The organism is Pantoea sp. EA-12 (assembly GCF_030053355.1).
In the GTDB taxonomy this organism is placed as follows: Bacteria; Pseudomonadota; Gammaproteobacteria; order Enterobacterales; family Enterobacteriaceae; genus Pantoea; species Pantoea vagans_C.
In genome coordinates, this window is record NZ_JASGBY010000002.1 from 493,699 (window position 1) to 519,073 (window position 25,375).

Sequence of the window (25,375 nt, forward strand, 5' to 3'; positions counted from 1 at the left end):
GGCAAGTGCATGAATCCTCAGGAGCTTACTGAAGTAAGTGACTGAGGTGAATGCACGTAGCCAACGCACATGCACCAAAAGTAGGCCCCATGAGGGGACTTGAAGTATGAAGGGTATACACGCTTAATCTTCGATGATCACTGTAGCGCAGGCATAATGACGTTCATCGGCTAACGTGACATGCACGTGTTTCACACCGAGTTGGCTGGCAATCACTTTCGCCTGCTCGAAGAAACGTAAACCCGGTTTGCCCAAGGCATCGTTGTACACTTCGAACTGATTAAACGCCAATCCCCCCCGGATGCCGGTGCCGAACGCTTTGGCTGCCGCTTCTTTGACGGCAAAACGTTTTGCCAAAAAGCGCACGGGCTGCTGGTGCGCTTGATATTGCTGCCACTCGGCTTCACTCAGTACGCGACGCGCCAGACGATCGCCGGAGCGTTCAATCACACCGGCAATGCGTTCGATTTCGACAATGTCACTGCCAAGCCCGAGAATCGCCATTAGCGACGCGCTTCCCGCATCAGCTGTTTCATTTCAGCTACTGCATCAGCCAGTCCGCTAAACAGTGCGCGACCAATAATCGCGTGACCAATATTCAGCTCATGCATTTCTGGCAATTCAGCGATAGGTTGCACGTTGTGATACGTCAGGCCATGACCGGCATTGACCTTCAAACCTAAACTGGCGGCAAAGGTCGCAGCTTTACGAATGCGTGATAGCTCGGCTTCACGCTCCAGCCCTTCCGGGGCTTCGGCATAAGCGCCAGTGTGAATTTCGATATACGGCGCACCACTGGCGACGGCTGCCTCAATCTGACGGTGATCAGCATCGATAAACAGAGAGACCAGAATGCCTGCCTCGCTTAACAAGCGAACCGCAGCGTTGATTTTGTCCTGCTGGCCCGCTACATCCAGACCGCCTTCCGTGGTCACTTCCTGACGCTTTTCAGGCACCAGGCAGACGAAATGCGGTTTGATCTGACAAGCGATATCGATCATCTCATCGGTGACCGCCATCTCCAGGTTCATGCGTGTCTGGATGGTGTCACGCAGGATCCGCACATCACGATCGGTAATATGGCGACGATCTTCGCGCAGGTGAACGGTAATGCCATCTGCACCCGCTTGCTCTGAAACAAACGCCGCTTGAACGGGATCGGGATAATGGGTGCCACGTGCGTTACGTACGGTGGCGATATGGTCAATGTTGACCCCTAACAGCAACTCAGCCATGACAATCCTTAAATGTGTTCAGTGTGTTTGCAGTTTACCGGGCTTAAGAATATCAAGCGGTACGACCAGCGCTAGTCGTTTGACACATCGGGTTTCTTTTTTGGGACAAACTGACGAAACAGTTCCTGGCTCTTCAGGGGTTTACCGCCGAGATAAGGCTTCAACGCCATTCGCGTAAAGCGTTTTGCCGCACGCAGGCTGTCGGCATCGGGGAAATCGCGCTCCCAGAGCGCACGCAGCTGGCGGCCGGTAAAACTGCGCTGATTCACCACCAGGCTGGCAATAAATCCCTTCTCTTCCCGGTAGCTGTATGTCATGCCGTCATCGATCTCTTCGCCACTGCCCGCGCAATGCAAGAAATCGACGCCATAACCCAGGTGACCCAGCAGCGCCAGCTCAAAACGACGCAGAGCAGGTTCTGGCGTGCCATTGCCTGCTGCCAACATCTGGATGCAATTGAGGTAATCGAAGAAGAGATCGGAGAAGGGAATTTCTTGCTCAAGCACGCGGGACAGCAGTTCATTGACGTACAGTCCGCAGTAGAGTGTGATGCCACTGAGCGGTAATGCCAGCGATACCGCTTCGGCGCTGCGCAGTGTTTTCACTTCACCACGACCGCCCCAACGCACCAGCAACGGTGTGAAAGGCTGTAATGCACCTTTGAGTTGAGAGCGGCGCGAACGCGCGCCTTTGGCAAGGACGCGAACGCGCCCTTCGCTTTCACTGAACAGATCGAGGAGTAGGCTGGTTTCGCTGTAAGGGCGACTATGCAGCACAAAGGCGCGTTGCCAGCCTTCCATCAATTAACCTTCGTCGGAGTAACCCAAGCTGCGCAGCGCACGTTCGTCGTCTGCCCAGCCCGATTTCACTTTGACCCACAGTTCAAGATGCACTTTCGCTTCAAACATCTCTTCCATGTCTTTACGCGCTTCAATGCCGATGGTTTTGATCTTGGCACCTTTATTGCCGATTACCATCTTCTTCTGCCCTTCACGCTCAACGAGGATCAGGCCATTGATGTCGTAGCCGCCGCGATCGTTTGAGACAAACTGCTCGATCTCCACGGTGACGGAATAAGGCAGTTCAGCACCCAGGAAGCGCATCAATTTTTCACGGATGATCTCAGAGGCCATAAAGCGCTGAGAGCGATCGGTGACGTAATCTTCTGGGAAGTGATGCTCAGATTTTGGCAAGCATTTGCGCGCGATTGCGGCAATAGCATCAACGTTCTTCCCGCTTTCCGCCGAGATCGGTACGATTTCAAGGAAGTTCATCTGCTGGCTGAGGAACTGCAGATGCGGCAACAGAATGCTTTTATCCTGAATGTTATCGACCTTATTGATCGCTAACACTACGGGCACTTTGCCGTCGCGCAGTTTGTTGAGCACCATCTCATCGTCTGGCGTCCAGCGCGTGCCTTCAACGACGAAAATCACCAGCTCCACATCACCAATCGAACTGCTGGCAGCACGGTTCATCAGACGGTTAATCGCCCGCTTTTCTTCCATGTGCAGCCCTGGGGTATCCACGTAAATCGCCTGATAAGCGCCTTCGGTGTGAATCCCCATGATGCGGTGACGCGTGGTTTGCGGCTTGCGTGACGTAATCGACACTTTCTGCCCCAGCAGCTGGTTCAGCAAAGTGGATTTACCGACGTTAGGTCGGCCTACAATCGCGACAAAGCCGCTATATGTTTCGAGTTCGCTCATTCGAGTCCTGACTTGGGCAGTGCCACTGTTGACGCTGCGATATAACTATTTATTTATTCGAGACCAAGCTTAATCAACGCCTGTTCGGCGGCAGCCTGCTCTGCTTTACGGCGGCTGGACCCTACGCCCACCACCGGTTCTGCCATGCCACTCACCTGACAGTGAATGGTGAATTCCTGATCGTGGGCTTCGCCACGTACCTGCACGACCAAATAAGATGGCAGTGGCAGATGGCGCCCTTGCAGATACTCCTGCAAACGCGTTTTTGGATCTTTTTGCTTATCGCCTGGGCTGATTTGATCAAGGCGATTTTGATACCAGTCGAGAATCAACTTCTCGACGGTCTGGATATTGCTGTCGAGGAAGATACCGCCAATCAGCGCTTCCACCGTATCGGCAAGAATGGATTCACGACGGAAACCACCGCTCTTCAGTTCGCCCGGTCCCAGACGTAAGCATTCTCCCAGCTCAAATTCACGCGCCATTTCTGCCAGCGTATTGCCGCGCACCAGCGTGGCGCGCATGCGGCTCATATCGCCTTCGTCAACGCGCGGGAAGCGGTGATACAGCGCATTTGCGATCACATAGCTGAGAATGGAATCGCCAAGAAACTCAAGACGTTCATTATGTTTACTGCTGGCACTACGGTGAGTCAGCGCTTGCTGCAGTAGTTCCGGATGAGTAAAAGTGTAGCCCAGTTTGCGCTGCAGCTTGTTAATAAGGATGGGGTTCATGCGATTCCAGTTATTCTGTGCGTCTGTAACTCTGCATACGAAACAGGGCTGAGGTTCCAACACGTTCTGTTTGGTGTGCAGTGGCCCCCCGAGAGAGGCCAACCGTTTTTAATATCAGTGGATTCCGCCAATGCGACTTAAGCGCACGCCCGTTGGCCACTGTCCTTCTTGTTTATCAAAGCTCATCCAGATCGCCACCGCTTTACCAACCAGGTTCTTCTCGGGCACAAAGCCCCAGTAGCGGCTGTCGGCGCTGTTATCGCGGTTATCGCCCATCATGAAGTATTGCCCTTCCGGCACGATCCAGGTCGATTGCGGCTGGCCCGGCTGCTGATAATACATGCTTGCCTGGCTCTGCGCTTCGTTGACTAACAGGATATCGTGCGTGACGGTGCCCAATGTCTCTTTACGCGTACCCAGGCGCAAACCGCCTTTCATGGTTTCGCCTTGTGGCGCCTGGAAGAAACCATTGCCGGTTTCATTACCATCAAAGCCACTAAAAGTCTGAATGAAGGCGCTCGGTTCAACATTGGTGTAGGTCACGGGCAGTGCGGTTTCACACTTGCCTGTGCCACAGCCTGGGTTGATAGTCAGCGTTTTACTGTAAGGATCAAACACCACTTTATCGCCCGGCAAACCAATCACACGCTTGATGTAATCCACGCTGGGATCTTTCGGATATTTAAATACCGCCACATCACCGCGCTGCGGATGCCCCGTTGGGATCAGCGTGGTTTGCGTAATCGGATCTTTGATACCGTAAGCAAACTTCTCCACCAGGATAAAGTCGCCAATCAGCAGCGTGGGCATCATTGAACCAGACGGGATCTGGAACGGCTCAAAAATGAACGAGCGAACGATCAGCACTACCGCCAGCACCGGGAACACCGATGCCGTGGTTTCGACCCAACCTGGCTGTGCAGCAACTTTGGCCAGCGTTTTACTGTCTAAAGTATTACCAGCCTGCGCTTGTGCAGCAGCCTGCTTAGCACGACGCGCGGGTGCCCATTTAAAGCGATCGATACACCAGATAACGCCAGTTATCAGTGTGGCGATCACCAGGACCAGGGCAAACATGTTAGCCATTAAAATTCCTTATTTGCTGTCTTTACCGACATGCAGAATGGCAAGGAATGCTTCCTGCGGCAGCTCAACGTTGCCGACCTGCTTCATTCGCTTCTTACCGTCTTTCTGCTTCTGCAACAGTTTCTTCTTACGGCTAACGTCACCGCCATAGCATTTTGCCAGGACGTTTTTACGCAGCTGTTTGACCGTTGAGCGAGCGATAATGTGGTTGCCGATGGCCGCCTGAATAGCAATATCGAACTGCTGACGCGGGATCAGATCTTTCATCTTCTCCACGAGGTCGCGGCCACGATACTGTGAGTTATCACGGTGGGTAATCAGCGCCAGCGCATCAACACGTTCTGAGTTAATCATCACGTCGACACGCACCATGTCAGAGGCTTGGAAACGTTTAAAGTTGTAGTCAAGCGATGCATAGCCGCGAGACGTCGATTTCAGACGGTCGAAGAAGTCGAGCACCACTTCCGCCATTGGAATTTCGTAAGTCAGCGCAACTTGTTTACCGTGGTAAACCATGTTGGTCTGAACGCCACGTTTTTCGATACACAGGGTGATAACGTTGCCGAGGAACTCCTGTGGCAGCAACATGTGGCACTCCGCGATCGGTTCACGCAGTTCAGCGATGTTATTCAGCGGCGGCAGCTTGGAAGGGCTGTCGACGTAGATCACCTGACCATCGGTGGTTTCCACTTCGTAGACTACTGTTGGTGCCGTGGTGATCAGGTCGAGATCGTATTCACGCTCCAGACGCTCCTGAATGATCTCCATGTGCAGCAGACCCAGGAAGCCAATACGGAAACCAAAGCCCAATGCTGTCGAGCTTTCTGGCTCATAGAACAGGGAAGCATCGTTCAGGCTCAGTTTGCCCAGTGCATCGCGGAACGCTTCATAGTCATCAGAGCTGATCGGGAACAGACCGGCGTAAACCTGTGGTTTCACCTTTTTAAAGCCCGGCAACACTTTGTCCGCAGGGTTGCGCTGCAGCGTCAGCGTATCGCCGACTGGCGCGCCGAGGATGTCTTTAATCGCGCACACTAACCAGCCCACTTCGCCGCAGTTCAGTTCGTTACGGTCAACCTGCTTAGGCGTGAAAATACCGAGACGGTCAGCGTTATACGTCTGGCCGGTACTCATCACCTTCACTTTGTCGCCTTTGCGCAGTGTACCGTTCTTGATACGAATCAAGGACACTACGCCAAGGTAGTTATCAAACCAGGAGTCGATGATCAGCGCCTGCAGCGGCCCTTCAGGATCGCCTTCCGGTGGTGGAATATCACGCACCAGACGCTCAAGCACATCAGGCACGCCCACGCCGGTTTTCGCCGAGCAGCGCACCGCATCAGCAGCATCGATACCCACGATGTCTTCAATCTCTTCCGCCACACGCTCTGGATCGGCCGCAGGCAAGTCGATTTTGTTCAGAACCGGTACCACTTCCAGATCCATTTCCATTGCGGTGTAGCAGTTTGCCAGCGTCTGTGCTTCAACGCCCTGGCCTGCATCGACCACCAGCAATGCCCCTTCACACGCCGCCAGAGAGCGGGAAACTTCGTAAGAGAAGTCAACGTGACCGGGAGTATCGATAAAATTGAGCTGGTAAGTTTCACCGTTCAACGCTTTGTAATCGAGAGTCACGCTCTGCGCTTTGATGGTGATGCCGCGCTCGCGCTCCAGATCCATGGAGTCCAGAACTTGCGCTGCCATCTCACGATCGCTAAGGCCACCACAAATTTGAATCAAACGGTCTGACAGCGTTGATTTGCCGTGGTCAATGTGAGCGATGATAGAGAAATTTCGTATGTGCTTCATTTATATGAATATCTTCACGTAAAAAATCAGTGGAAAACTTGAGCACAGACACATTCAGGAAAGTGAGCTTTACCCGGAACCCTGTCAGCCTCATTAATGACGACGCATATTACACTGTTAATGCCGCGCGTTAAAGAATGGAACTGCGGGGAATCGCAACAGATTTCAGCGGTTAAGCCAAAACGAAAAGGCCGCACTGATGCGGCCCTGACGGGGATCAAACTTCGTTTTCCACGCGTAAGGCATCAGGCGGTAATGCCACGCTCAGAATCACCGGTTGGAAGGCTTCGCGATCGCCAAACAAACTGGAAACACCTTTCGCAACAATAAAGCCGCCAATGCCGCCTAATAGTGCACCGCATGCGGCGGCTAAATCGCTGTGGAACAGCATCTGGAAGATGCCTGCAACCAAAAACAGACCAAACAGTGGCGTCATGTAAACCAACAGCGCCGACCCTAACAAACTGCTTTCACGGATGCCCAATTCAATGCGCTGGCCCGGCTGTAAAGGCTCTGGGCTGGCAATGGTCATCACATGGGCATTTTTCGGCCCCAGTTGGTTAAGCGCGTGGCTGCCACAGCCTTTGCGGGCCGAGCAGCTGTTACAGGAGGTTTTTGCTTCCGAATGCAGCGTGGCAACGCCCTTCTCCCACGCCACCACGGTGGCCCATTCTCTCATCATTTTTGTGCACCTGAATCTATGCTGTCCGCAATACGTTTAGCCGTAGCAGGGGGTAACTCACCCACCACCGTGATTTCACGATTATCGCGCACTTCTGTCTGCACCGTACGACGCCCAGTGCGCAATGACTGCGGCACACTGCTTTTATCGGCAGGGGTAATATTGATGGCGAAGCTAAACAAGCCATCGCTGTACAGACGAGATTCGACCGTTTTGTTCATGGCCGGCATATCGCGGCGGCTTTGCGAAATCAGCGTCATCCCTGCCGGGAGCCAACCTGGCTGCCAGCTGAGTTGGACTTTATCGCCCGCCGGTAATGACAAGGTCGGTGGCAGATTGGCTTTTTCCAGCCCTTGCATCAGGTTTCGCACGCCTTCATCGACCGCAAAACTGATCACGCGGAACTGCTCCAGCGTTTCGCCATCACGATCGAGGAGATCAATACGCAATGGCAATTTGGTGTCCACATCCAACCACACCACATAGCTGTAACGGGTGCCATCACGCGACACGATGCGCACCACTTCACACATCTGATCAGCCATGCGTGAACGCCCTACCGGAATGAAATCGTAGGCTTCACCTAAACGCGAGAAATCCGCAAACATCAACGCAGGCAGCGCATCGATGATGTGGTTACCCGGTAACGAGAAGGGATCAAGCCCTGGCTCGAAATAGCTGATGTCATTACCCCGCTGAATCACTTCACGGCGTGGTCCATCCATCTGCAACAGTTGGGCAAAGATACGATTGTCGATAACCGCGTGACGATAACGCAGAGACTCAATGCCAAGACGCGAGACATTGATGTAGGCAAATTCGTAGTTGAGATTCTGACTTGCCTGCTCCATTTGATGTAACAACGCCCCGGACGCAGAGGTCTGCGCCGGGGCGGTGGATGACCAAAGCAGGCTGCCTGCCAGCAGGCTAACGGCACACCAAAGCTGCTTCATTACTGCTGTTGAGTTCCTAACGACTGATTTCCGGGAACGTTAGCCTGGGCCTGCTGCGGATCGTTCTTCTCATCAAACTGAACCTGATCGGCATGCAGACGGCGTTGCAATTCGTAATCCTGCAGCATTGCATTCACACGACGACGCTGTTCTTGCACCTGCTGGTTAGAGCTGTTGGTGTCAAACGCATCAGACGGCACGCCAAGGCTGACAGGTGAAGCTTTACCCATCATAGGCAGCGTATTAAATGCAGGGGAATCAGATGCTTCTGTCGCGCCACTGCCAGGTTGATTGTTGTAGTGTTGAACACCCACAATCACCGCCAGCGACACACAGGCAGCCACACCGATTTGCGCCAGTTGCGCGGTCCAGGTGCCGCCACGACGCCAGAATGGCATTTTCTCCCAGCGTGAAGGCTCAGGCTGCGCTTCAGGAATCAGCGTAGTGACTTTGCGTGCTGGTTCAAGAGCAATGGCCGCCGCAACACGTGCGGAGATATCAAAATGCAGCACTTCACCAACGTCACCTCGCATGGTGTCGCGGATTAGATGGTAGCTCTCCCAACTTTTTTGAAGATCTGCATCCTTCGATAACGACGCCAACAGCTCGTTATCTAAAGTTTCACCATCCATTAAAGCGGAAAGTTTTTCTTTCTGCATGCTTTGGTACCCTTCCAGTAGCCGTTATCACTGACGTTGGATAAGCGGTTGAACTTTATTATCAATGGCCTCTCGGGCGCGGAAGATACGCGAACGTACGGTACCGACCGGGCAATCCATGATGGCGGCAATCTCTTCGTAACTTAAGCCATCCAATTCCCGCAGGGTAATGGCCATACGCAGATCTTCGGGAAGCGCCTCAATGGTCCGAAAAACAATTTGTTTCAGTTCCTCTGACAACATTAAGTTCTCAGGGTTCGAAATTTCTTTTAGTGCACCCGCACTTTCGAAATTTTCTGCATCAATCGCATCCACATCACTAGAGGGTGGACGACGCCCCTGAGCCACCAGGTAATTTTTTGCGGTATTCACCGCGATGCGGTACAGCCATGTATAAAAGGCGCTATCGCCACGGAATGATTCCAGTGCGCGATACGCTTTAATAAAGGATTCCTGAACCACATCAGGCACATCGCCTGAAGGAACATAGCGTGAAACCAGGCTCGCCACTTTATGCTGGTATCGAATAACCAGTATATTAAATGACTTTTGATCTCCCTTCTGAACCCGCTCAACGAGAACCTGATCCGTTAACTGCTCGCTCATCCGAGGTAATGTCTCCCCAAATCTTTTTTATTCGTAAGTGAACTGCCAGCACATCTCATTGTTCTGAGCAAGCATGCGCTTTGAGTCATATGTTGGCCTGAAGTTCACTACGACCAGATAATTTCCGTATCGGAACCACGACATCATTTGTTGTTGATTGTCTTTCAGTGTAGCGACTGACTACGCTGGTGGTGTCTTTTGCAGCACCGATAATCGCTGGCAGAGTACCCTATGACGCCCTAATTTTCATCTTTATTACCTGAATTTTCATAGTGTTTGATATAAAAAACACGATGTACTCATTTTAAGACATAACTCACTGAAATCGCGTTGTTATCTCCGCTGCCTGAAGATTTTTTCCGCGTAATTTGTTCAAAATACTTCACAGAACCGCCATCCAGGCATATGCTCGGGTCACCTTTTGTTTAGTAAATTAAACACCATGACTTCGATACCTGATTACCATTGTGATGTGTTGATTGTGGGCAGCGGTGCCGCCGGTTTGTCGCTGGCGCTGCGTCTTGCCCCCTATTACCAGGTAACCGTGCTGAGCAAAGCGCAGGTTAACGAAGGCTCAACACTGTATGCACAGGGCGGGATCGCGGCGGTGTTTGATGAAACCGACAGCATTGAATCCCACGTTGAAGATACCCTGATCGCTGGCGCTGGGTTATGCGATCGTGAAACCGTCAGCTTTATCGCCAGCAATGCGCGCCATTGCGTGCAGTGGTTAATTGATAATGGCGTAGCGTTCGATATGGAACCGCAACCCGACGGTGAGGCGCGTTATCATCTGACGCGTGAAGGCGGCCACAGCCATCGCCGTATTCTGCACAGTGCCGATGCCACCGGTCGCGCAGTGGAAACGACCTTGGTCAGCCAGGCATTAAGCCATCCCAATATACGCATCATTGAACGCACCAACGCGGTGGATTTAATTCTTTCAGATAAAGTCGGACTGCCGGGCAAACGCCGAGTGGTGGGTGCATGGATCTGGAATCGCAATCGCGAACAGGTTGAAACCTGCCGTGCACGGGCCGTGGTGCTGGCGACTGGCGGCGCGGCAAAAGTCTATCAGTACACCACTAATCCGGATGTCGCCTCGGGTGATGGTATCGCCATGGCGTGGCGTGCGGGCTGTCGCGTGGCCAATCTGGAGTTTAACCAGTTCCATCCCACCTGTTTATTCCACCCTCAGGCACAAAATTTTTTGCTGACCGAAGCCCTGCGCGGTGAAGGTGCGTGGCTACTGCGTCCAGACGGTTCGCGCTTCATGCCTGATTTTGATGAGCGTGCCGAATTAGCACCGCGCGATGTCGTGGCACGCGCCATCGATCATGAAATGAAGCGACTCGGCGTGGATTGCATGTATCTCGATATCAGCCATCAGCCGGAAAGCTTTGTGCGCGCCCACTTCCCGATGATCTATGAAAAATTGCTGACCTTCGGTTTGGATCTCACTAAAGAGCCCATCCCGATCGTCCCCGCTGCGCACTATACCTGCGGTGGCGTGATGGTGGATCAGCACGGCCGTACCGACGTTGATGGGCTGTATGCCATCGGTGAAGTGAGCTATACCGGACTGCACGGCGCCAATCGCATGGCATCCAACTCACTGCTGGAGTGTCTGGTTTATGGCTGGTCGGCGGCGGAAGATATGATTCGTCGCCTGCCAGCAGTTACTGCCGTTGAGCAGTTACCCGCATGGGATGAAAGCCGCGTGGATGACGCAGACGAGCGCGTGGTGATTCAGCATAACTGGCATGAGCTACGCCTGTTTATGTGGGACTACATGGGCATTGTGCGCACCACCAAAAGGCTGGAGCGCGCCCTGCGCCGTATTACGTTGTTACAGCAGGAAATTGATGAGTACTATGCGCACTTCCGTCTCTCTAATAATCTGTTGGAACTGCGCAATTTAGTTCAGGTGGCGGAGCTGATGGTGCGCTGTGCGCTGCAGCGCAAAGAGAGCCGAGGTCTGCATTACACGCCAGACTATCCCGATCAGCTTTCTGAAGCCCTACCCACGCAACTCCAACCGGATAATTATCTGAACAGATAAAAATCGGAAACCAGGCTGAGCCAGTCAGCCGAGTAACTCTTGTCCTCATCGCGAATGGCGAGACGTTCCAGCAACGTTTCGCCCGCGGTCGGGGAAAAGCCCAATACCAGACGATTTGGCGGGCGCTGCGCGTAAGCCGCAACATCGTAGCGGTAACGCAGATGCCACCCCTCTGCCAGCGCTAATGAAATCAGCTGTTCTCCCGCCTCTTCAGGCAGTACCACACAAAAAATCCCCTCTTCTTCTATTAATTGAGCGGCGCAGCGTAACAACGTGGGATGGTCGAGCGTGGCGGTACTGCGCGCGTTATCCCGCTCGACACTGCCGGTGGTGGTGCCCGGTGCAAAAAACGGAGGGTTACTGACAATCAGAGAGTAGCGTTTCTCGCTTTGCTCACTCCAGCTCACAATATCCTGATGATGGATGGTGATACGATCGGCCCAGGGTGAAGCCTGCACATTCTCGAGAGCCTGGCTTGCTGCACTCTCTTCCAGCTCAACCGCATCAAGCGTGACTTGTTCGGGGGTACGCTGCGCCAACATCAAGGCAATCAACCCGCTGCCACAGCCAATATCGAGGATACGACGTGTCCCCGCCACGGGAGCCCAGGCGCCAAGTAACACCCCATCCGTTCCGACTTTCATCGCACAGCGGTCATGTGCCACGAAAAATTGCTTAAAGGTGAAACCATCTTTTCTTAACATCGCCCGCGTCTGCGGCTGCTCCTGAGACATTCTTCACTACCATTGAATTGTTTACTGCGGGGAGTGTAACGTGGTCACGCCGGGAATTCACCTGCACCTGAAATGCACAAACAGATGAAGATTATGTTTGATCTGTCTATAATCAGCGCCCCAAACTGAGGTAGACCATGACCGTAACCACATTCTCCGAACTCGAACTTGACGAAAGCCTGCTGCAAGCTTTGCAGGAAAAAGGCTACACGCGCCCCACTGTTATTCAGGCTGAGACCATTCCTGCCGCGCTGGAAGGCCGTGACGTTCTGGGTTCGGCTCCAACCGGGACGGGGAAAACGGCAGCCTTTCTGCTGCCTGCATTACAGCACCTGCTCGATTTCCCACGTAAAAAATCGGGCCCACCGCGTATCCTGATTGTTACACCTACCCGTGAACTGGCGATGCAAGTGGCTGACCAGGCACGTGAGCTGGCAAAACACACCCATCTCGATATCGCCACCATTACCGGCGGCGTGGCGTACATGAACCACGCAGAAGTGTTCAGTGAAAATCAGGACATCGTGGTGGCCACCACTGGCCGTTTGCTGCAGTACATCAAAGAAGAGAACTTTGATTGCCGTGCCGTTGAGACCCTGATCCTCGACGAAGCCGATCGCATGCTCGACATGGGCTTCGCGCAAGATATCGAAACCATCGCGGCCGAAACGCGCTGGCGTAAGCAGACGTTGCTGTTCTCTGCCACGCTGGAAGGCGACAACATCAAAGATTTCGCCGAGCGTCTGCTGAATGATCCGGTGTCGATTGAAGCCGATCCCAGCAAAAGCGAACGTAAAAAGATTCAGCAATGGTACTACCGCGCCGACAATCTTGAGCACAAGACCAAGTTGCTGATCCATCTGCTGAAAATGCCAGAAGCCAAGCGCGTGATCGTCTTTGTACGCAAGCGTGAGCGTCTGCATGAGGTGGTGACCTGGTTGCACGAAGCCGGCATCCGCACCAGTTATCTGGAAGGTGAGATGGTGCAGGTCAACCGCAACGAAGCGATCAAGCGCATCAATGAAAATCGCGTAAACGTAATGATTGCCACTGACGTTGCCGCGCGCGGTATCGACATTGATGATGTGACGCATGTAATTAACTTTGACCTGCCGCGCACCGCTGATGTCTATCTGCACCGCATTGGCCGCACCGCGCGTGCTGGCCGTAAAGGTACGGCGATCTCGCTGGTTGAAGCGCATGACCATCTGCTGCTGGGCAAAATCACACGTTATATTAATGAGCCCGTTAAGGCTCGCGTGATTGAAGAGTTGCGCCCAGAATCACGCGCGCCAAGTGCCAAAGTCACGGGTAAACCGTCGAAAAAAGTGCTGGCGAAGCGAAAAGAACAAAAAGAGAAAGAAGCGGAAAAACCGCGTGTTAAACAGCGTCATCGCGACACTAAAAATGTCGGTAAGCGCCGCAAGCCAAGCGGCAGCAGCACGCCAGAGAGCAGTGCGGAATAAAACAGCACTCGCACAATTAAAGCGCCTCTTTTGAGGCGTTTTTTTATGTCTGAAGATAAGAAATAGCCTTTACGCTACGCTTTTCATCGCAATGACCTTTCTGAGACTCTTGGCGCACATCATTAAATGCAAAAAGGCCGCACCGACTGACATCGGCACGGCCTGAATGATTGTGTGACTTTTGGTCAGCCGATCAATTACAGACTTTCAGTGAAAGTACGGGTAATCACATCGCGCTGCTGTTCCGGCGTCAGCGCATTAAAGCGCACCGCATAACCTGAAACACGAATGGTCAGTTGCGGATATTTCTCCGGGTGCTTGACGGCGTCTTCAAGCGTTTCACGGCGCAGCACATTCACATTCAGATGCTGGCCCCCTTCAATACGCACTTCTGGCTTCTGCTCCAGTGGGATCTCACGGTAAGCAATCTCGCCCAAATCGCTGATCGCAACGACCTGATCTTCAGTGAAATCGCCTTTAGCACACAGGCAACGCGCTTCGGCTTTCTCATCATCCAGCAACCAGAATGAGTTCAGAAGTTTTGGGTTGTTGGCCTGAGTAATTTGAATACCAGTAATCATAGTGACCTCCAGGGCTTTGATGCGCTGCTGACAGGCACAGCGCGGTTCATCATGTAATTAGATGCTCTGGTATATCACCCCGCTAAACAGGCCGTATTGACTTGCATCAATTATGCCCAGCCCGAATACCAGCGAAAAAACTAACAAATTGATTTATAACAATTATGAGTAATAACTTTTTTTGTGTTTTCTCAAATTATTTTTACCCTTCTGCTACCGCTTACGACACGTTAAGCTAGGTGCAAAATTTTGCAGGGAGTTGAAAATGGCTGAAAAGCTAACCTGGCACAGCGTGCTGGCTGAAGAGAAAGAGAAACCTTACTTTATCGACACGTTAAAAGCCGTGGCGAATGAGCGCGCAGCCGGTGTCACCGTTTATCCGCCGCAGAAAGATGTGTTCAATGCCTTCCGTTTGACGGAGTTGGGTGACATCAAAGTGGTGATTCTGGGCCAGGATCCCTATCACGGTCCCAATCAGGCCCACGGTTTGGCCTTCTCGGTATTACCGGGCGTGAACATCCCGCCTTCTCTATTGAATATGTACAAAGAGCTTGAGAAGGATATTCCAGGTTTTATCCGCCCACAGCATGGCTTTCTGGAAAGCTGGGCCACGCAAGGCGTGATGCTGTTAAACACCGTGCTCACCGTCGAAGCCAGCAAGGCGCATTCCCATGCGCGTTTCGGTTGGGAAACCTTTACCGACAACGTGATCAGCGCCATTAATCAACATCGTGAAGGGGTAATTTTCTTGCTGTGGGGTTCACATGCGCAGAAGAAAGGCAGCATTATTGATACTCAGCGCCATCACGTATTGAAAGCGCCCCACCCTTCACCGCTCTCGGCCCATCGTGGATTTTTCGGCAGCCAGCACTTCTCGCAGGCCAATGCGCTGCTGAGCCAGTCTGGGCAAACACCTATCGACTGGATGCCCGTATTACCCTGACAAATAAAAACGGCCGCATTCAGCGGCCGTTGATCTTTAAAGCGGACTAATTAACCTTTCGCTTTGGTCACGGCCACCATCGCCGGGCGCAGCAGGCGACCATTGAGGGTATAACCACGCTGCATTACCATCAGCACGTGATTAGGCGCCATATCTTCAGATTCAATCATCGACATCGCCTGATGCACGTCTGGGTTGAATGGCACATTGGTTTCACCGACCACTTCCACACCGTACTTACGCACGGCACCCAGCAGGGATTTCAGCGTCAGCTCAATGCCTTCAATCATAGAGGCAAGCTCGGTGTTCTCTTTGTCGGTCACTTCCAACGCGCGCTCCAGGCTATCGATCACCGGCAGCAGCTCATTGGCAAATTTTTCCAGCGCAAACTTGTGCGCCTTTTCCACGTCCATTTCGGCACGGCGACGGATATTTTCAATCTCCGCCTGAGCACGCAGCTGCGCATCGCGCACGCCGGTCTGCGACTGGGCTAATTCAGCTTCCAGTTGCGCAATACGCTCATCACGCGGATCCACCTCAGTTGCCGTCTCTGCGTCCACGTGCTGTTGATCCTGTTGAATTTCGTCTGAGACTTGCTCGTTAGGGGTATTCTGTTCTTTACTACTCATGAATTTCTCCGCGTTTTGCACATTCATCTCGCTGGTTGGCTTATTATGGGGATCAGTTTGACGGTTTCAAGTGAACCCATCACATTGCCTGGCCGTTTTGGCTTATGAGGAACACCTGCTAAATGAACAAACACTTTAACTGCATTGGGATTGTGGGTCATCCGCGTCATCCTACTGCGTTAACCACCCATGAAATGCTCTGGCGCTGGCTGACAGCAAAAGGCTATGAGGTGATCGTCGAGCAGCAGATTGCCCGCGAATTGAATTTGAAAGATGTGGAAACCGGCAGCCTGGCGGATATCGGTCAACGCGCCGATTTAGCGGTCGTGGTCGGGGGGGACGGCAACATGCTGGGTGCCGCGCGCGTGCTGGCACGTTATGACATTAAAGTGATTGGGATTAACCGCGGTAATCTCGGTTTTCTCACCGATCTCGATCCCGACAATGCTCAGCAACAGTTAGATGATGTGCTGCAGGGCGAATACTTCGTGGAGAGCCGTTTCCTGCTGGAAGCACAAGTGTGTAAGCAAGATTGCTCACCGCGTATTGGCAGCGCTATCAACGAAGTGGTGCTACATCCGGGCAAAGTGGCGCATATGATTGAATTCGAGGTCTACATCGATGAAGTCTTTGCGTTTTCACAGCGCTCCGATGGATTGATTATTTCCACACCGACGGGCTCAACCGCCTACTCGCTTTCCGCTGGCGGCCCGATCCTGACGCCCTCGCTGGATGCGATTGCGCTGGTGCCGATGTTCCCGCACACGCTCTCCGCTCGCCCGTTGGTGATTAACAGCAGCAGCAGCATTCGCCTGCGTTTTTCCTCACTGCGAAGCGACCTGGAGATCAGTTGCGACAGCCAAATCGCGCTGCCAATTCAGGAAGGAGAGGATGTGTTGATCCGTCGCAGCGCCCATCATCTCAATCTTATCCATCCAAAAAATTACAATTATTTTAATACCTTAAGCTCAAAATTAGGCTGGTCTAAAAAATTGTTCTGAAAATCACCGCCAGCTACTTTACTGTATAAAAAACCAGTTTATACTGTATGAAAAACCATATCTGTTTTTACATACAGGTGATTCTATGCTGGCACAACTGACCATCAGTAACTTTGCTATCGTTCGTGAACTGGAGATTGACTTTCATCGTGGTATGACAGCAATCACAGGGGAAACCGGCGCAGGTAAATCCATCGCAATTGATGCGTTGGGCCTGTGCCTGGGCGGCCGTTCTGAAGCAGATATGGTGCGTCAGGGTGCCAGTCGAGCAGATATCTGTGCGCGCTTCCAACTGAAAGCCTCGCCTTCAGCCCAGCGCTGGTTGTTCGAGAATCAACTTGATGAAGGCAACGAGTGCCTGTTGCGCCGCGTGATCAGCGCCGATGGACGTTCCCGTGGCTTTATCAACGGCACTTCCGTACCGCTCTCACAGTTACGCGAACTGGGGCAGCTGCTGATCCAGATTCACGGTCAGCATGCGCATCAGCTCCTGCTTAAATCCGATCACCAAAAACACCTGCTGGACGCCTATGCCGCCCATGATGGCCTGCTCACCGACATGCGCCAGCACTACCAGCGCTGGCATCAAAGCTGCCGCGCGCTGGCGCAGCATCAGCAACTCTCGCAAGAGCGTGAGGCGCGTCGTGAACTGCTGCAATATCAGTTAAAAGAACTCAATGAATTTGCCCCGCAGCCTGGCGAGTTTGAACAGATTGATGAAGAGTACAAGCGCCTGGCTAACAGCGGCCAGTTGCTCTCAACCAGCCAACAGGCCCTGCAGATTCTTGCCGACAGTGACGATACGAATCTGCAAAGTTTGTTGTATAGCGCCCGTAATATGCTGGGTGAATTAGTGACGCTGGATGACAAAGTGAGCGGCGTGTTCAATCTGCTGGAAGAAGCCGCGATTCAGCTGAGTGAAGCCAGCGATGAGTTACGCCATTACTGCGAGCGACTGGATCTGGATCCTAACCGTTTGCATGAGCTGGAGCAGCGCCTGTCACGCCAGATCGCCTTGTCCCGTAAGCATCATGTTTCCCCGGAAACCTTACCGGTGCTGTATCAGCAGTTGCTGGATGAAGCCGAACAGCTGTCGCAGCAAGAGAGCGATCAGGAGACGTTACAAACTGAAGTCGTTGCCCATCATCAGGCGGCATTGGCCTGTGCGGAAAAACTGCATCAGCTGCGTGAACAGTCAGCACAAGAGTTGAGTCAACTGATCACCCAAAGCATGCGCACCCTCTCCATGCCGCACGGTCAGTTTGCCATTGAGCTGGAATTCAATGCCGATCAACTGACGGCGGACGGCGCAACCCGGATTGAATTCCGCGTGACCACCAACCCTGGCCAGCCGCTGCAACCACTGGGCAAAGTGGCATCCGGCGGTGAACTGTCACGTATCGCCTTGGCGATCCAGGTGATCACTGCGCAGAAAATGGAAACCCCAGCGATGATCTTTGATGAAGTCGATGTCGGTATCAGTGGACCAACCGCTGCGGTGGTGGGTCAAATGTTGCGTCAACTGGGTGAGTCAACACAGGTGATGTGCGTGACGCATTTACCACAGGTAGCCGGTTGCGGACATCAACACTTCTTCGTCAGTAAAGAGACGGATGGCGCCATGACAGAAACCCATATGCAGCCACTGGATAAACGTGCTCGCCTGCAGGAACTGGCGCGTTTGCTGGGCGGCAGCGAAGTCACGCGTAACACCCTGGCCAACGCCAAAGAACTTTTAGCAGCCTAATACCGCACTTTTTTCTGGCCCAATGGTCATATGCTTGCTTTGTAGAGGTTTCCAATATGGCAAAGGTTTATTATCATCGGCAGTAATACACAAAATAATTCGAGTTTCAGGAAGGCGACAAGTGCATTCACCTCAGGAGCTTACTGAAGTAAGTGACTGAGGTGAATGCACGTAGTCAACGCACCTGCAACTTGAAGTATGAAGGGTATATATCGCCATAATAAAGCCTGCCGTAAGCAGAGTTCAGATTTCGATGGCAACAAAACTGCCTGATGAAAGGCGTTTGGCCCCAGAAAAGGAATGTATAGATGCGCTGTAAAACGCTGACTGCCGCGGCAGTGGTAATGTTGATGATGACCGCCGGATGTTCCACCCTTGAGCGCGTAGTGTATCGTCCGGACATCAACCAAGGTAACTACTTGGTCGCCAACGATGTTTCGAAGATTCACACCGGCATGACGCAGCAACAGGTTGCCTACACGCTCGGCACGCCAATGATGCACGACCCGTTTGGCAGCAACGTTTGGTATTACGTGTTCCGCCAGGAACCAGGTCATGAAGGTGTAAAACAGCAAACGCTGACGCTGACCTTCGACAGCAACGGTACGTTGACCAATATCGACAACAAACCGAAGCTCACTGGGTCGGAAGGCTAAGTGAATCACAACAAAAAAGGCGCCTGAGCGCCTTTTTTTGTGTCTGAGATTGGGTTACTTGTTGGTAGCCGAACGTTCAGCGCGTTGACGGCGCATCTCTTTCGGATCGGCAATCAGCGGGCGATAAATCTCTACACGATCGCCATCCTGAACGGCATCACCCAATTTGACCGGGCGGCTGAAGATACCGACTTTGTTACTTTTCAGGTCAATGTCTTTGCGCAGCGTTAAGAGTCCCGATGCTTTAATCGCCTGCTCTACCGTCGCGCCTTCATCGAGCGTGACAGTGCGCGAGTACTGCTTTTCGGGCAGCGCATACACCACTTCAACGCTGATATCAGCCACGGTAAACCTCTTTGGCGCGCTGTGAGAACGCCTGCACCATACTGTTGGCCAACTCTTTAAAGATGCGACCAAACGCCATTTCAACCAGCATGTTGGTGAATTCGAAGTCGAGGCTTAGCTCGACTTTACAGGCATCATCACCTAAAGAGGTGAAGTGCCATCCACCGGTCAGCTTACGAAATGGACCGTCAACCAGTTGCATCAAAATGCTTTGATTACTGATCAATGTATTGCGCGTGGTAAAGGTTTTACTGATGCCTGCTTTCGAGACATCCACCGCCGCCGTCATCTGATTTCCGTTGTTATCTAACACTCGACTGCCCGTGCAGCCTGGCAGAAATTCGGGATAAGCATCCACGTCATTAACAAGACGGTACATCTGCTCAGCGCTATAGGGGACCAACGCCGAACGGCTAATCTGGGCCATAATGGTTCCTGTTCATCACAAAACCGTTGAATAATACCATTTTCGGTTACCAAACAAAATTCACGGGTTTGCTAGCTGTGCTAAAATGAACTGTTTTTTACCGCCCCCAGGACAGGGGGATGCGCCCACAGACTGAGTGATGTAGACTACGCCGCACTATGACAAAGAAAAAAGCTCACAAACCCGGTTCAGCCACTATTGCCCTCAACAAACGCGCTCGCCACGAATACTTCATTGAAGAAGAGTTCGAAGCAGGTCTGTCGTTGCAAGGATGGGAAGTCAAATCACTCCGCGCCGGTAAAGCCAACATCAGCGACAGCTATATTTTGTTGCGCGATGGCGAAGCCTATCTGTTTGGTTCCACTTTCCAGCCGCTGGCCGTAGCCTCCACACACGTGGTGTGCGACCCGACCCGTAACCGTAAACTGCTGTTAAAACAGCGCGAACTTGACTCGCTCTATGGCCGTGTCAACCGCGAAGGTTTTACCGTGGTTGCGCTGTCGATGTACTGGAAAAACGCCTGGGCCAAACTGAAAATTGGTGTGGCACGCGGTAAGAAAGAACACGACAAGCGTGACGACGTGAAAGAACGTGAATGGAAGATGGATAAAGCACGTATTATGAAGAATTCAAAGCGTTAAGCACTGGATTCAGACGTCATCTTTCTGTAGTATGAGAAGTTCTGGGGCTGATTCTGGACTCGACGGGATTGTGAAGCCTTAGGAGCATGCCGAGGGGCGGTTTGCCTCGTAAAAAGCCGCAAAAAAATAGTCGCAAACGACGAAAACTACGCTTTAGCAGCTTAATACCCTGCTTTGAAGCCCTCTCTCCCTAGCTTCCGCTCTTAAGACGGGGATCAAGAGAGGTCAAACCCAAAAGAGATCGTGTGGATGCCCTGCCTGGGGTTGAAGCATTAAATCCAATCAGGCTAGTTTGTCAGTGGCGTGTCTGTCCGCAGCTGGCCGGCGAATGTAAAGATTGACTAAGCATGTAGTGCCGACGGTGTAGTAATTTCGGACGCGGGTTCAACTCCCGCCAGCTCCACCAAAATTCTCCATCGGTGACACCAGAGTCATCCGATGAAGTCCTAAGAGCCCGCATGGCGCAAGCCCTGCGGGCTTTTTTGTGCCTGTAATCTTCCGAGACGTTCCGCCTGAATCCAGAGATAATTGGTACACTTTATAATGTGTACCAAAAACGTGTACCAATTATGGACGGAAACCAGTCATGGCGCAGATGACACGCCCACTCACCAATAACGAAATCCTCAAAGCTAAGCCTCAAGAGTAAGACTTCACACTGCATGATGGCGACGGCCTTTTCCTGCTCGTCTAAACATCAGGTAAGAAGCTGTAGCGTTTTCGCTATCAGCGACCGAATAGCACCAGTCGCACAAATCTCAGCATTGGCTCTTACCCTGCCCTGACGCTCGCTGGCGCACGCCAAATGCGTGACCAATATCTTTTGATGCTTGCGCAAGGGATTGCCCCGCAGAAGCAGCAAGAGGAAGTTTCAGAGCAACGTCAAATTGAGCTGGATGGTATTTTTTCAGTTGTTGCCGGAAGGTAATTCCTGCCATGAGCAAAAGCGTTACCGAAGATTATGCGAAGGATAATTGGCGGTCGCTTGAGAAGGATGTCTTCCCTGCTATCGGTGAGATTCCTGTTCAGGCACTCAAGGTCAGAACGATTGTTGAAGCACTGGAGCCGATTAAAGCTCGCGGCGCGCTTGAGACGGTTCGCCGGTTAGTGCAGCGCATTAACGAGATCATGATTTTTGCAGTCAACACAGGGTTGATTGATGCGAACCCTGCTTCGGGCGTTGGTATGGCTTTTGAAAAACCCAAGAAGCAGAACATGCCAACCTTACGACCGGAAGAACTACCAAAGCTAATGCGCTCATTGGTCATGTCCAATCTTTCAATCACCACACGTTGTTTAATCGAGTGGCAGCTTCTTACCCTTGTACGGCCGTCAGAAGCCTCTGGAACACAGTGGGCAGAGATCGACTTCGATTTAAACCTTTGGGTTATTCCAGCGGAGCGCATGAAGGCCAAGCGCGAACATGTCGTTCCTTTATCGAAACAAGCTCTCGATATTCTTGAGGTTATGCGGCCTATCAGTGCTAACCGACAATATGTTTTTCCAAGTCGAAACAATCCCAAAGAGCCAATGAATAGCCAGACTGCGAATGCGGCATTAAAGCGAATAGGTTATGGCGGTAAGTTGGTTGCTCATGGTCTTCGTTCCATTGCTAGTACAGCTATGAATGAGGCTGGTTTAAACCCTGACGTAATAGAGTCGGCGCTAGCCCATTCAGACAAAAATGAGGTTCGTAGGGCATATAATAGATCCACTTATCTCAAGCAGCGAGTCGAACTTATGGATTGGTGGGGAAGTAAAGTTAAAGAGAATAAAGGCTGACATTAGCCAGCCTTTATTACTTAATGATTAATAATTCTTTCAAGGTAAGAGATCAATGGCACTTTATTGATCTCAGCATGATTTATATTCGGCTTCAAAACTTCCTTCCAATATAAATTGGCATTATATGGCTTGCTTTTATCACTTGTTTGATTGAATCTTAACTCAACAGGTAAACTTTCATGTTGATGTGCTGGTTCGAAAGTTGTGTTATGCGTGCAGAAGACACCAATATTACCTTTCATCAAATCATGATCTTTATTGTACTGTTCAACAATGCTTTTTTGGATGCCAGAATCAAATATTTCGTTCCCTCGTTCATCGACACCTATTATATTTGATGCATCCGTGTCAAATATAATATGGTACTTGATGTTAAATTTAGAGAATATTTTTTGATAGAACGGAATATTATTGACTGTACCACAATTAAGTATGAACAGAGATTTCCTTGGATTCATTTCTTGTAAATAAGCCCTAGAGATTATTTCCTCTGTGGGTCCTTCAATCAACAATATTTCATCAGAGTAAAAAGACTCACATATGAAAGGATTAAACCGTAAAACTTCATACATCTCTTGTTTTAGCTCTTCCTTAGTAAGCCCGCCCTTAGCCTTCTTCAGAAATTCATCATTAATTTGGTACATCTCCGTTCCGGTCGATGTTTTAACTAACCTTACGATTGATGATTTTGGCTTAGTAATGTCAATCATTGCTGCAGAATGTGAAGCACATAGTACCTGATAAGGTAATTCTTCGGTGCTAACCTGATAAATAAGTTCTCTTAATTCTTTGACCATTCTTGGATAAAGAAATAACTCCGGCTCTTCAAAAAGAACCATATAGTCCTTTCTTCCCTGTTGCCTTTCAAATTTCTCAGCAACATCTCTCATCAGTAAAAGGGTAAAGATTGCTGTTCGGATAGTACCATGTCCAACACTGCTATAAGAAGAAGGAATGTTTTCATCCCTTGATCCATCAATACCAGTCTTAGTGAACTCAATATCGTATTCTTTACCCAGCTTATTTTCGGTCCAAACAACTCTATCTTTATGGTCTTTGAAACTTACACTAGTATCGCCAAATATTTTATTGAAGTAACTATTAACTGAATTTTGATAATTGTTTATTAAATCCGCATCATACATTTTTTCTTGGAGTTGCTTTATTTTTTCCTGAGCTTCCTTAAGCTGTACAAAATCCTGAGCTTTTAAAGTGCTTTCTGCCATCATCTTTAAAATTTCATTCAATATTGTTTTTGCTTCTTCTTCAGTAGGCATGGCCTTTATAAATATGGGTTTCGGCAAACAAGCTTGAAAGACTGTGTGTAGGCCTAACGAAGCATAACCAACATCTTCATAACTATTTGTGGTGTAGTTATATGTTAAATTATTGACTTCAAACTTACCTGCTTTATGAACCCAAACCTTTTTTATCCTTAATAGATTGTTATTTAGATACTTCTTATAACTTTCTTTTTTATTTGGAGCCACCGCCTCTATCTTTGAAATATCTATCTGATCTAAAAGAACCTCTAATTCAAACTCCATATCTAGACTTCCATCCCTCCTATATAAATCATCCAAAACCGGCTTTTCATCTTTATAGAAGAACATGTAAGCCTTAAGAAAAGTCGATTTTCCTGCATTGTTTACGCCATATATGAATAGCGTATTGGTATCTTTAAAAACAATTCTATTTTTATCAAGACCACCAGATAGGCCCCGAAAATTATTGACTCCAAAAAATTCTATTTTCATAAAAACTCCTTTTTCAGAATATATTAGAAACAATCATGATTTTGAGAAGTCATTGATAACAGAAATCATAAGAAAACTCTTATAATATTAAGCTCTAAAAGATTCTTATAACTTAACATTTAAAAATGATGCTAAACACTTAAAAATACAACACTCTGTTATTAAAAGGAAAAATAGATTGCTTCTTTTAACAACAACCTTAAAACCCAACGTTACATTACTTAAATTAATCATTTACTCACTCAATACGGTTGAAGCTAAGTAAAACATCCTTTAATGCCCAAATGTCTAACATTTTGGTTAGTACTGTTGCAGTATGCCCAGCGCGCAATGCTATCCCCCCCTCGCCTGCCCGCTTTATGCACCGCTTTTAATGCAGGTGCATAAAGCAATCTAAGCCGCGCCCTGTATGGCCTGAACCTATCCCATAAACGCATAATTTTGCATGCAAATACATGCACCATATGCATGCACGGCTCTTTACAAACCGCCTTGCCAGAAAAAGGTTTCAAACGGCGAGCTGCAGGTACAAAAAAACCGCTGTATGGTCAGAGGCTGTGAGGTTAATGAGTATTGCGGAGTGCTGAGCCGTATCGGCCTAATGTCTGCCGTTCTTTGACCGGTACCGGCACGACTTTCTCAACGGGTTCCGGCGGCGGCGCGGTACCTGATGCCGTTGAGCACGCCGAACGGGCTGTTTATCGGTAACGCCAATATTCGCCCAATTAACCCGAAGCGCTATCTCTATCACGCGTATTTGTCATTTATGGAATCGCGTGGGCATCAACACCCGCTTAGCCTAACGGCTTTCGGCCAAGCAGTACCGCAGACGCTGAAAGAGTACGAACGCGTGCTGTTAAAGCGACGAACGAATAACGGCATACAAACCAACCTCACGTTACATGAGGATAGTGAAGCAGATTGGTTACCAGCATGTAGCTCCTAATAATTCATTCAATATAAACCGGCCTTTGCCGATTTTATTTTATTTAATGCGCTTGCTAACCCCAGAGAATAAAAACTGTCTTTATATATATTATTGTGTTTTTTTCGCGAACATTCAGATCAATCTGGACACCTACGCTTATTTACCAACACTGTTCTGACAAAGGCATATCAAACCCACCT

Annotated in this window: 24 protein-coding genes, 1 other RNA gene and 2 pseudogenes; 10 read left to right on the plus strand and 17 right to left on the minus strand. The window is 50.5% G+C overall.

Translation table 11 applies throughout. The features are described from left to right. Positions 1 to 123 precede the first annotated feature (123 nt). The 11 genes from acpS to rpoE form a co-directional block, all read right to left on the minus strand. Positions 124 to 504, minus strand: coding sequence for a holo-ACP synthase (gene acpS / locus QMZ30_RS04960; RefSeq protein WP_034825626.1), 381 nt, complete (start codon positions 502 to 504; stop codon positions 124 to 126). After that, complete coding sequence (gene pdxJ / locus QMZ30_RS04965) at positions 504 to 1,235, minus strand: pyridoxine 5'-phosphate synthase (RefSeq protein ID WP_283226589.1); 732 nt, start codon at positions 1,233 to 1,235, stop codon at positions 504 to 506. The genes acpS and pdxJ overlap by 1 nt, the downstream gene beginning before the upstream one ends. Before the next feature lie 71 nt (positions 1,236 to 1,306). Next, entirely contained in the window at positions 1,307 to 2,035 is a 729-nt protein-coding gene (recO, locus tag QMZ30_RS04970) for a DNA repair protein RecO (protein WP_283226590.1), read from the minus strand. Between the two features lie 3 nt (positions 2,036 to 2,038). Next, on the minus strand, positions 2,039 to 2,944 hold the full coding sequence (gene era / locus QMZ30_RS04975) for a GTPase Era (RefSeq protein WP_039329909.1): 906 nt from the start codon (positions 2,942 to 2,944) through the stop codon (positions 2,039 to 2,041). Between the two features lie 53 nt (positions 2,945 to 2,997). After that, complete coding sequence (gene rnc / locus QMZ30_RS04980) at positions 2,998 to 3,678, minus strand: ribonuclease III (RefSeq protein WP_039329911.1); 681 nt, start codon at positions 3,676 to 3,678, stop codon at positions 2,998 to 3,000. Positions 3,679 to 3,792: 114 nt separating this feature from the next. Further along, positions 3,793 to 4,764, minus strand: coding sequence for a signal peptidase I (gene lepB, locus QMZ30_RS04985; protein ID WP_039329913.1), 972 nt, complete (start codon positions 4,762 to 4,764; stop codon positions 3,793 to 3,795). A gap of 9 nt (positions 4,765 to 4,773) precedes the next feature. Beyond that, entirely contained in the window at positions 4,774 to 6,573 is a 1,800-nt protein-coding gene (lepA, locus tag QMZ30_RS04990; RefSeq protein WP_039329914.1) for a translation elongation factor 4, read from the minus strand. A 217-nt stretch (positions 6,574 to 6,790) separates the two neighbouring features. Beyond that, positions 6,791 to 7,255, minus strand: coding sequence for a SoxR-reducing system protein RseC (gene rseC, locus QMZ30_RS04995; RefSeq protein ID WP_039329915.1), 465 nt, complete (start codon positions 7,253 to 7,255; stop codon positions 6,791 to 6,793). Next, a complete protein-coding gene (rseB, locus tag QMZ30_RS05000) occupies positions 7,252 to 8,208 on the minus strand; it encodes a sigma-E factor regulatory protein RseB (protein ID WP_039329917.1) in 957 nt (318 codons plus the stop codon). The genes rseC and rseB overlap by 4 nt, the downstream gene beginning before the upstream one ends. Next, positions 8,208 to 8,867: an anti-sigma-E factor RseA gene (gene rseA / locus QMZ30_RS05005; protein WP_039329919.1), complete on the minus strand. Its 660-nt coding sequence runs from the start codon at positions 8,865 to 8,867 to the stop codon at positions 8,208 to 8,210. The genes rseB and rseA overlap by 1 nt, the downstream gene beginning before the upstream one ends. 27 nt (positions 8,868 to 8,894) lie before the next feature. Continuing rightward, entirely contained in the window at positions 8,895 to 9,473 is a 579-nt protein-coding gene (gene rpoE / locus QMZ30_RS05010; protein ID WP_039329921.1) for an RNA polymerase sigma factor RpoE, read from the minus strand. A gap of 442 nt (positions 9,474 to 9,915) precedes the next feature. Between rpoE and nadB the strand changes: the two genes are divergently transcribed. Further along, a complete protein-coding gene (gene nadB, locus QMZ30_RS05015; RefSeq protein WP_283226591.1) occupies positions 9,916 to 11,535 on the plus strand; it encodes an L-aspartate oxidase in 1,620 nt (539 codons plus the stop codon). Here nadB and trmN read toward each other — a convergent pair. Next, complete coding sequence (trmN, locus tag QMZ30_RS05020) at positions 11,520 to 12,269, minus strand: tRNA(1)(Val) (adenine(37)-N(6))-methyltransferase TrmN (protein ID WP_283226592.1); 750 nt, start codon at positions 12,267 to 12,269, stop codon at positions 11,520 to 11,522. The genes nadB and trmN overlap by 16 nt on opposite strands. A 137-nt stretch (positions 12,270 to 12,406) precedes the next feature. On the opposite strand from trmN, the gene srmB reads away from it, so the two are divergent. After that, complete coding sequence (gene srmB / locus QMZ30_RS05025; protein ID WP_039329925.1) at positions 12,407 to 13,735, plus strand: ATP-dependent RNA helicase SrmB; 1,329 nt, start codon at positions 12,407 to 12,409, stop codon at positions 13,733 to 13,735. Positions 13,736 to 13,932: 197 nt separating this feature from the next. On the opposite strand, the gene grcA is transcribed toward srmB, so the two are convergent. Then, entirely contained in the window at positions 13,933 to 14,316 is a 384-nt protein-coding gene (grcA, locus tag QMZ30_RS05030) for an autonomous glycyl radical cofactor GrcA (protein WP_039329927.1), read from the minus strand. A 265-nt stretch (positions 14,317 to 14,581) separates the two neighbouring features. Here grcA and ung point away from each other — a divergent pair, with 265 nt between their 5' ends. Then, positions 14,582 to 15,259 carry a uracil-DNA glycosylase gene (gene ung / locus QMZ30_RS05035; protein WP_283226593.1) on the plus strand — a complete coding sequence of 226 codons (678 nt, stop codon included), beginning with the start codon at positions 14,582 to 14,584 and terminating at the stop codon, positions 15,257 to 15,259. A gap of 50 nt (positions 15,260 to 15,309) precedes the next feature. On the opposite strand, the gene grpE is transcribed toward ung, so the two are convergent. Next, positions 15,310 to 15,888 (minus strand): nucleotide exchange factor GrpE, encoded by a 579-nt coding sequence (grpE, locus tag QMZ30_RS05040; RefSeq protein ID WP_039329975.1) that lies wholly within the window; start codon positions 15,886 to 15,888, stop codon positions 15,310 to 15,312. A 122-nt stretch (positions 15,889 to 16,010) separates the two neighbouring features. On the opposite strand from grpE, the gene nadK reads away from it, so the two are divergent. The 3 genes from nadK (at position 16,011) to bamE (ending at position 19,292) form a co-directional block, all read left to right on the plus strand. Next, positions 16,011 to 16,889 (plus strand): NAD(+) kinase, encoded by an 879-nt coding sequence (gene nadK / locus QMZ30_RS05045; protein WP_283226594.1) that lies wholly within the window; start codon positions 16,011 to 16,013, stop codon positions 16,887 to 16,889. A gap of 85 nt (positions 16,890 to 16,974) precedes the next feature. Beyond that, a complete protein-coding gene (gene recN / locus QMZ30_RS05050; protein ID WP_283226595.1) occupies positions 16,975 to 18,636 on the plus strand; it encodes a DNA repair protein RecN in 1,662 nt (553 codons plus the stop codon). A 308-nt stretch (positions 18,637 to 18,944) separates the two neighbouring features. Then, positions 18,945 to 19,292, plus strand: a complete 348-nt coding sequence (gene bamE, locus QMZ30_RS05055; RefSeq protein ID WP_038645338.1) for an outer membrane protein assembly factor BamE — start codon at positions 18,945 to 18,947, stop codon at positions 19,290 to 19,292. Positions 19,293 to 19,346: 54 nt separating this feature from the next. Here bamE and QMZ30_RS05060 read toward each other — a convergent pair whose 3' ends face one another. Continuing rightward, positions 19,347 to 19,637 (minus strand): RnfH family protein, encoded by a 291-nt coding sequence (locus QMZ30_RS05060; RefSeq protein ID WP_039329935.1) that lies wholly within the window; start codon positions 19,635 to 19,637, stop codon positions 19,347 to 19,349. Continuing rightward, positions 19,630 to 20,064 carry a type II toxin-antitoxin system RatA family toxin gene (locus QMZ30_RS05065; RefSeq protein ID WP_283226596.1) on the minus strand — a complete coding sequence of 145 codons (435 nt, stop codon included), beginning with the start codon at positions 20,062 to 20,064 and terminating at the stop codon, positions 19,630 to 19,632. Before QMZ30_RS05065 ends, QMZ30_RS05060 begins: the two co-directional genes overlap by 8 nt. 158 nt (positions 20,065 to 20,222) lie before the next feature. Here QMZ30_RS05065 and smpB point away from each other — a divergent pair, with 158 nt between their 5' ends. The 3 genes and pseudogenes from smpB (at position 20,223) to QMZ30_RS05080 (ending at position 22,487) form a co-directional block, all read left to right on the plus strand. Continuing rightward, a complete protein-coding gene (smpB, locus tag QMZ30_RS05070) occupies positions 20,223 to 20,705 on the plus strand; it encodes an SsrA-binding protein SmpB (protein ID WP_039329939.1) in 483 nt (160 codons plus the stop codon). 43 nt (positions 20,706 to 20,748) lie between these two features. Beyond that, positions 20,749 to 21,111: a transfer-messenger RNA gene (gene ssrA, locus QMZ30_RS05075) on the plus strand. 180 nt (positions 21,112 to 21,291) lie between these two features. Further along, positions 21,292 to 22,487 (plus strand): annotated as a pseudogene (locus QMZ30_RS05080) (integrase domain-containing protein). Between the two features lie 20 nt (positions 22,488 to 22,507). Here QMZ30_RS05080 and QMZ30_RS05085 read toward each other — a convergent pair. Continuing rightward, positions 22,508 to 24,247 (minus strand): ATP-dependent nuclease, encoded by a 1,740-nt coding sequence (locus QMZ30_RS05085; RefSeq protein WP_283226597.1) that lies wholly within the window; start codon positions 24,245 to 24,247, stop codon positions 22,508 to 22,510. 664 nt (positions 24,248 to 24,911) lie between these two features. On the opposite strand from QMZ30_RS05085, the pseudogene QMZ30_RS05090 reads away from it, so the two are divergent. Further along, a pseudogene (locus QMZ30_RS05090) lies at positions 24,912 to 25,193 on the plus strand (winged helix-turn-helix domain-containing protein); the annotation flags it as partial. Positions 25,194 to 25,375 lie beyond the last annotated feature (182 nt).

What these genes read in the sequence shown, in the direction of transcription:
- acpS (WP_034825626.1), bottom strand. Translation starts at nt 504, where the DNA reads ATGGCGATTCTCGGGCTTGGCAGTGACATTGTCGAAATCGAACGCATT.
- pdxJ (WP_283226589.1), bottom strand. Translation starts at nt 1,235, where the DNA reads ATGGCTGAGTTGCTGTTAGGGGTCAACATTGACCATATCGCCACCGTA.
- recO (WP_283226590.1), bottom strand. Translation starts at nt 2,035, where the DNA reads ATGGAAGGCTGGCAACGCGCCTTTGTGCTGCATAGTCGCCCTTACAGC.
- era (WP_039329909.1), bottom strand. Translation starts at nt 2,944, where the DNA reads ATGAGCGAACTCGAAACATATAGCGGCTTTGTCGCGATTGTAGGCCGA.
- rnc (WP_039329911.1), bottom strand. Translation starts at nt 3,678, where the DNA reads ATGAACCCCATCCTTATTAACAAGCTGCAGCGCAAACTGGGCTACACT.
- lepB (WP_039329913.1), bottom strand. Translation starts at nt 4,764, where the DNA reads ATGGCTAACATGTTTGCCCTGGTCCTGGTGATCGCCACACTGATAACT.
- lepA (WP_039329914.1), bottom strand. Translation starts at nt 6,573, where the DNA reads ATGAAGCACATACGAAATTTCTCTATCATCGCTCACATTGACCACGGC.
- rseC (WP_039329915.1), bottom strand. Translation starts at nt 7,255, where the DNA reads ATGATGAGAGAATGGGCCACCGTGGTGGCGTGGGAGAAGGGCGTTGCC.
- rseB (WP_039329917.1), bottom strand. Translation starts at nt 8,208, where the DNA reads ATGAAGCAGCTTTGGTGTGCCGTTAGCCTGCTGGCAGGCAGCCTGCTT.
- rseA (WP_039329919.1), bottom strand. Translation starts at nt 8,867, where the DNA reads ATGCAGAAAGAAAAACTTTCCGCTTTAATGGATGGTGAAACTTTAGAT.
- rpoE (WP_039329921.1), bottom strand. Translation starts at nt 9,473, where the DNA reads ATGAGCGAGCAGTTAACGGATCAGGTTCTCGTTGAGCGGGTTCAGAAG.
- nadB (WP_283226591.1), top strand. Translation starts at nt 9,916, where the DNA reads ATGACTTCGATACCTGATTACCATTGTGATGTGTTGATTGTGGGCAGC.
- trmN (WP_283226592.1), bottom strand. Translation starts at nt 12,269, where the DNA reads ATGTCTCAGGAGCAGCCGCAGACGCGGGCGATGTTAAGAAAAGATGGT.
- srmB (WP_039329925.1), top strand. Translation starts at nt 12,407, where the DNA reads ATGACCGTAACCACATTCTCCGAACTCGAACTTGACGAAAGCCTGCTG.
- grcA (WP_039329927.1), bottom strand. Translation starts at nt 14,316, where the DNA reads ATGATTACTGGTATTCAAATTACTCAGGCCAACAACCCAAAACTTCTG.
- ung (WP_283226593.1), top strand. Translation starts at nt 14,582, where the DNA reads ATGGCTGAAAAGCTAACCTGGCACAGCGTGCTGGCTGAAGAGAAAGAG.
- grpE (WP_039329975.1), bottom strand. Translation starts at nt 15,888, where the DNA reads ATGAGTAGTAAAGAACAGAATACCCCTAACGAGCAAGTCTCAGACGAA.
- nadK (WP_283226594.1), top strand. Translation starts at nt 16,011, where the DNA reads ATGAACAAACACTTTAACTGCATTGGGATTGTGGGTCATCCGCGTCAT.
- recN (WP_283226595.1), top strand. Translation starts at nt 16,975, where the DNA reads ATGCTGGCACAACTGACCATCAGTAACTTTGCTATCGTTCGTGAACTG.
- bamE (WP_038645338.1), top strand. Translation starts at nt 18,945, where the DNA reads ATGCGCTGTAAAACGCTGACTGCCGCGGCAGTGGTAATGTTGATGATG.
- QMZ30_RS05065 (WP_283226596.1), bottom strand. Translation starts at nt 20,064, where the DNA reads ATGGCCCAGATTAGCCGTTCGGCGTTGGTCCCCTATAGCGCTGAGCAG.
- smpB (WP_039329939.1), top strand. Translation starts at nt 20,223, where the DNA reads ATGACAAAGAAAAAAGCTCACAAACCCGGTTCAGCCACTATTGCCCTC.
- QMZ30_RS05085 (WP_283226597.1), bottom strand. Translation starts at nt 24,247, where the DNA reads ATGAAAATAGAATTTTTTGGAGTCAATAATTTTCGGGGCCTATCTGGT.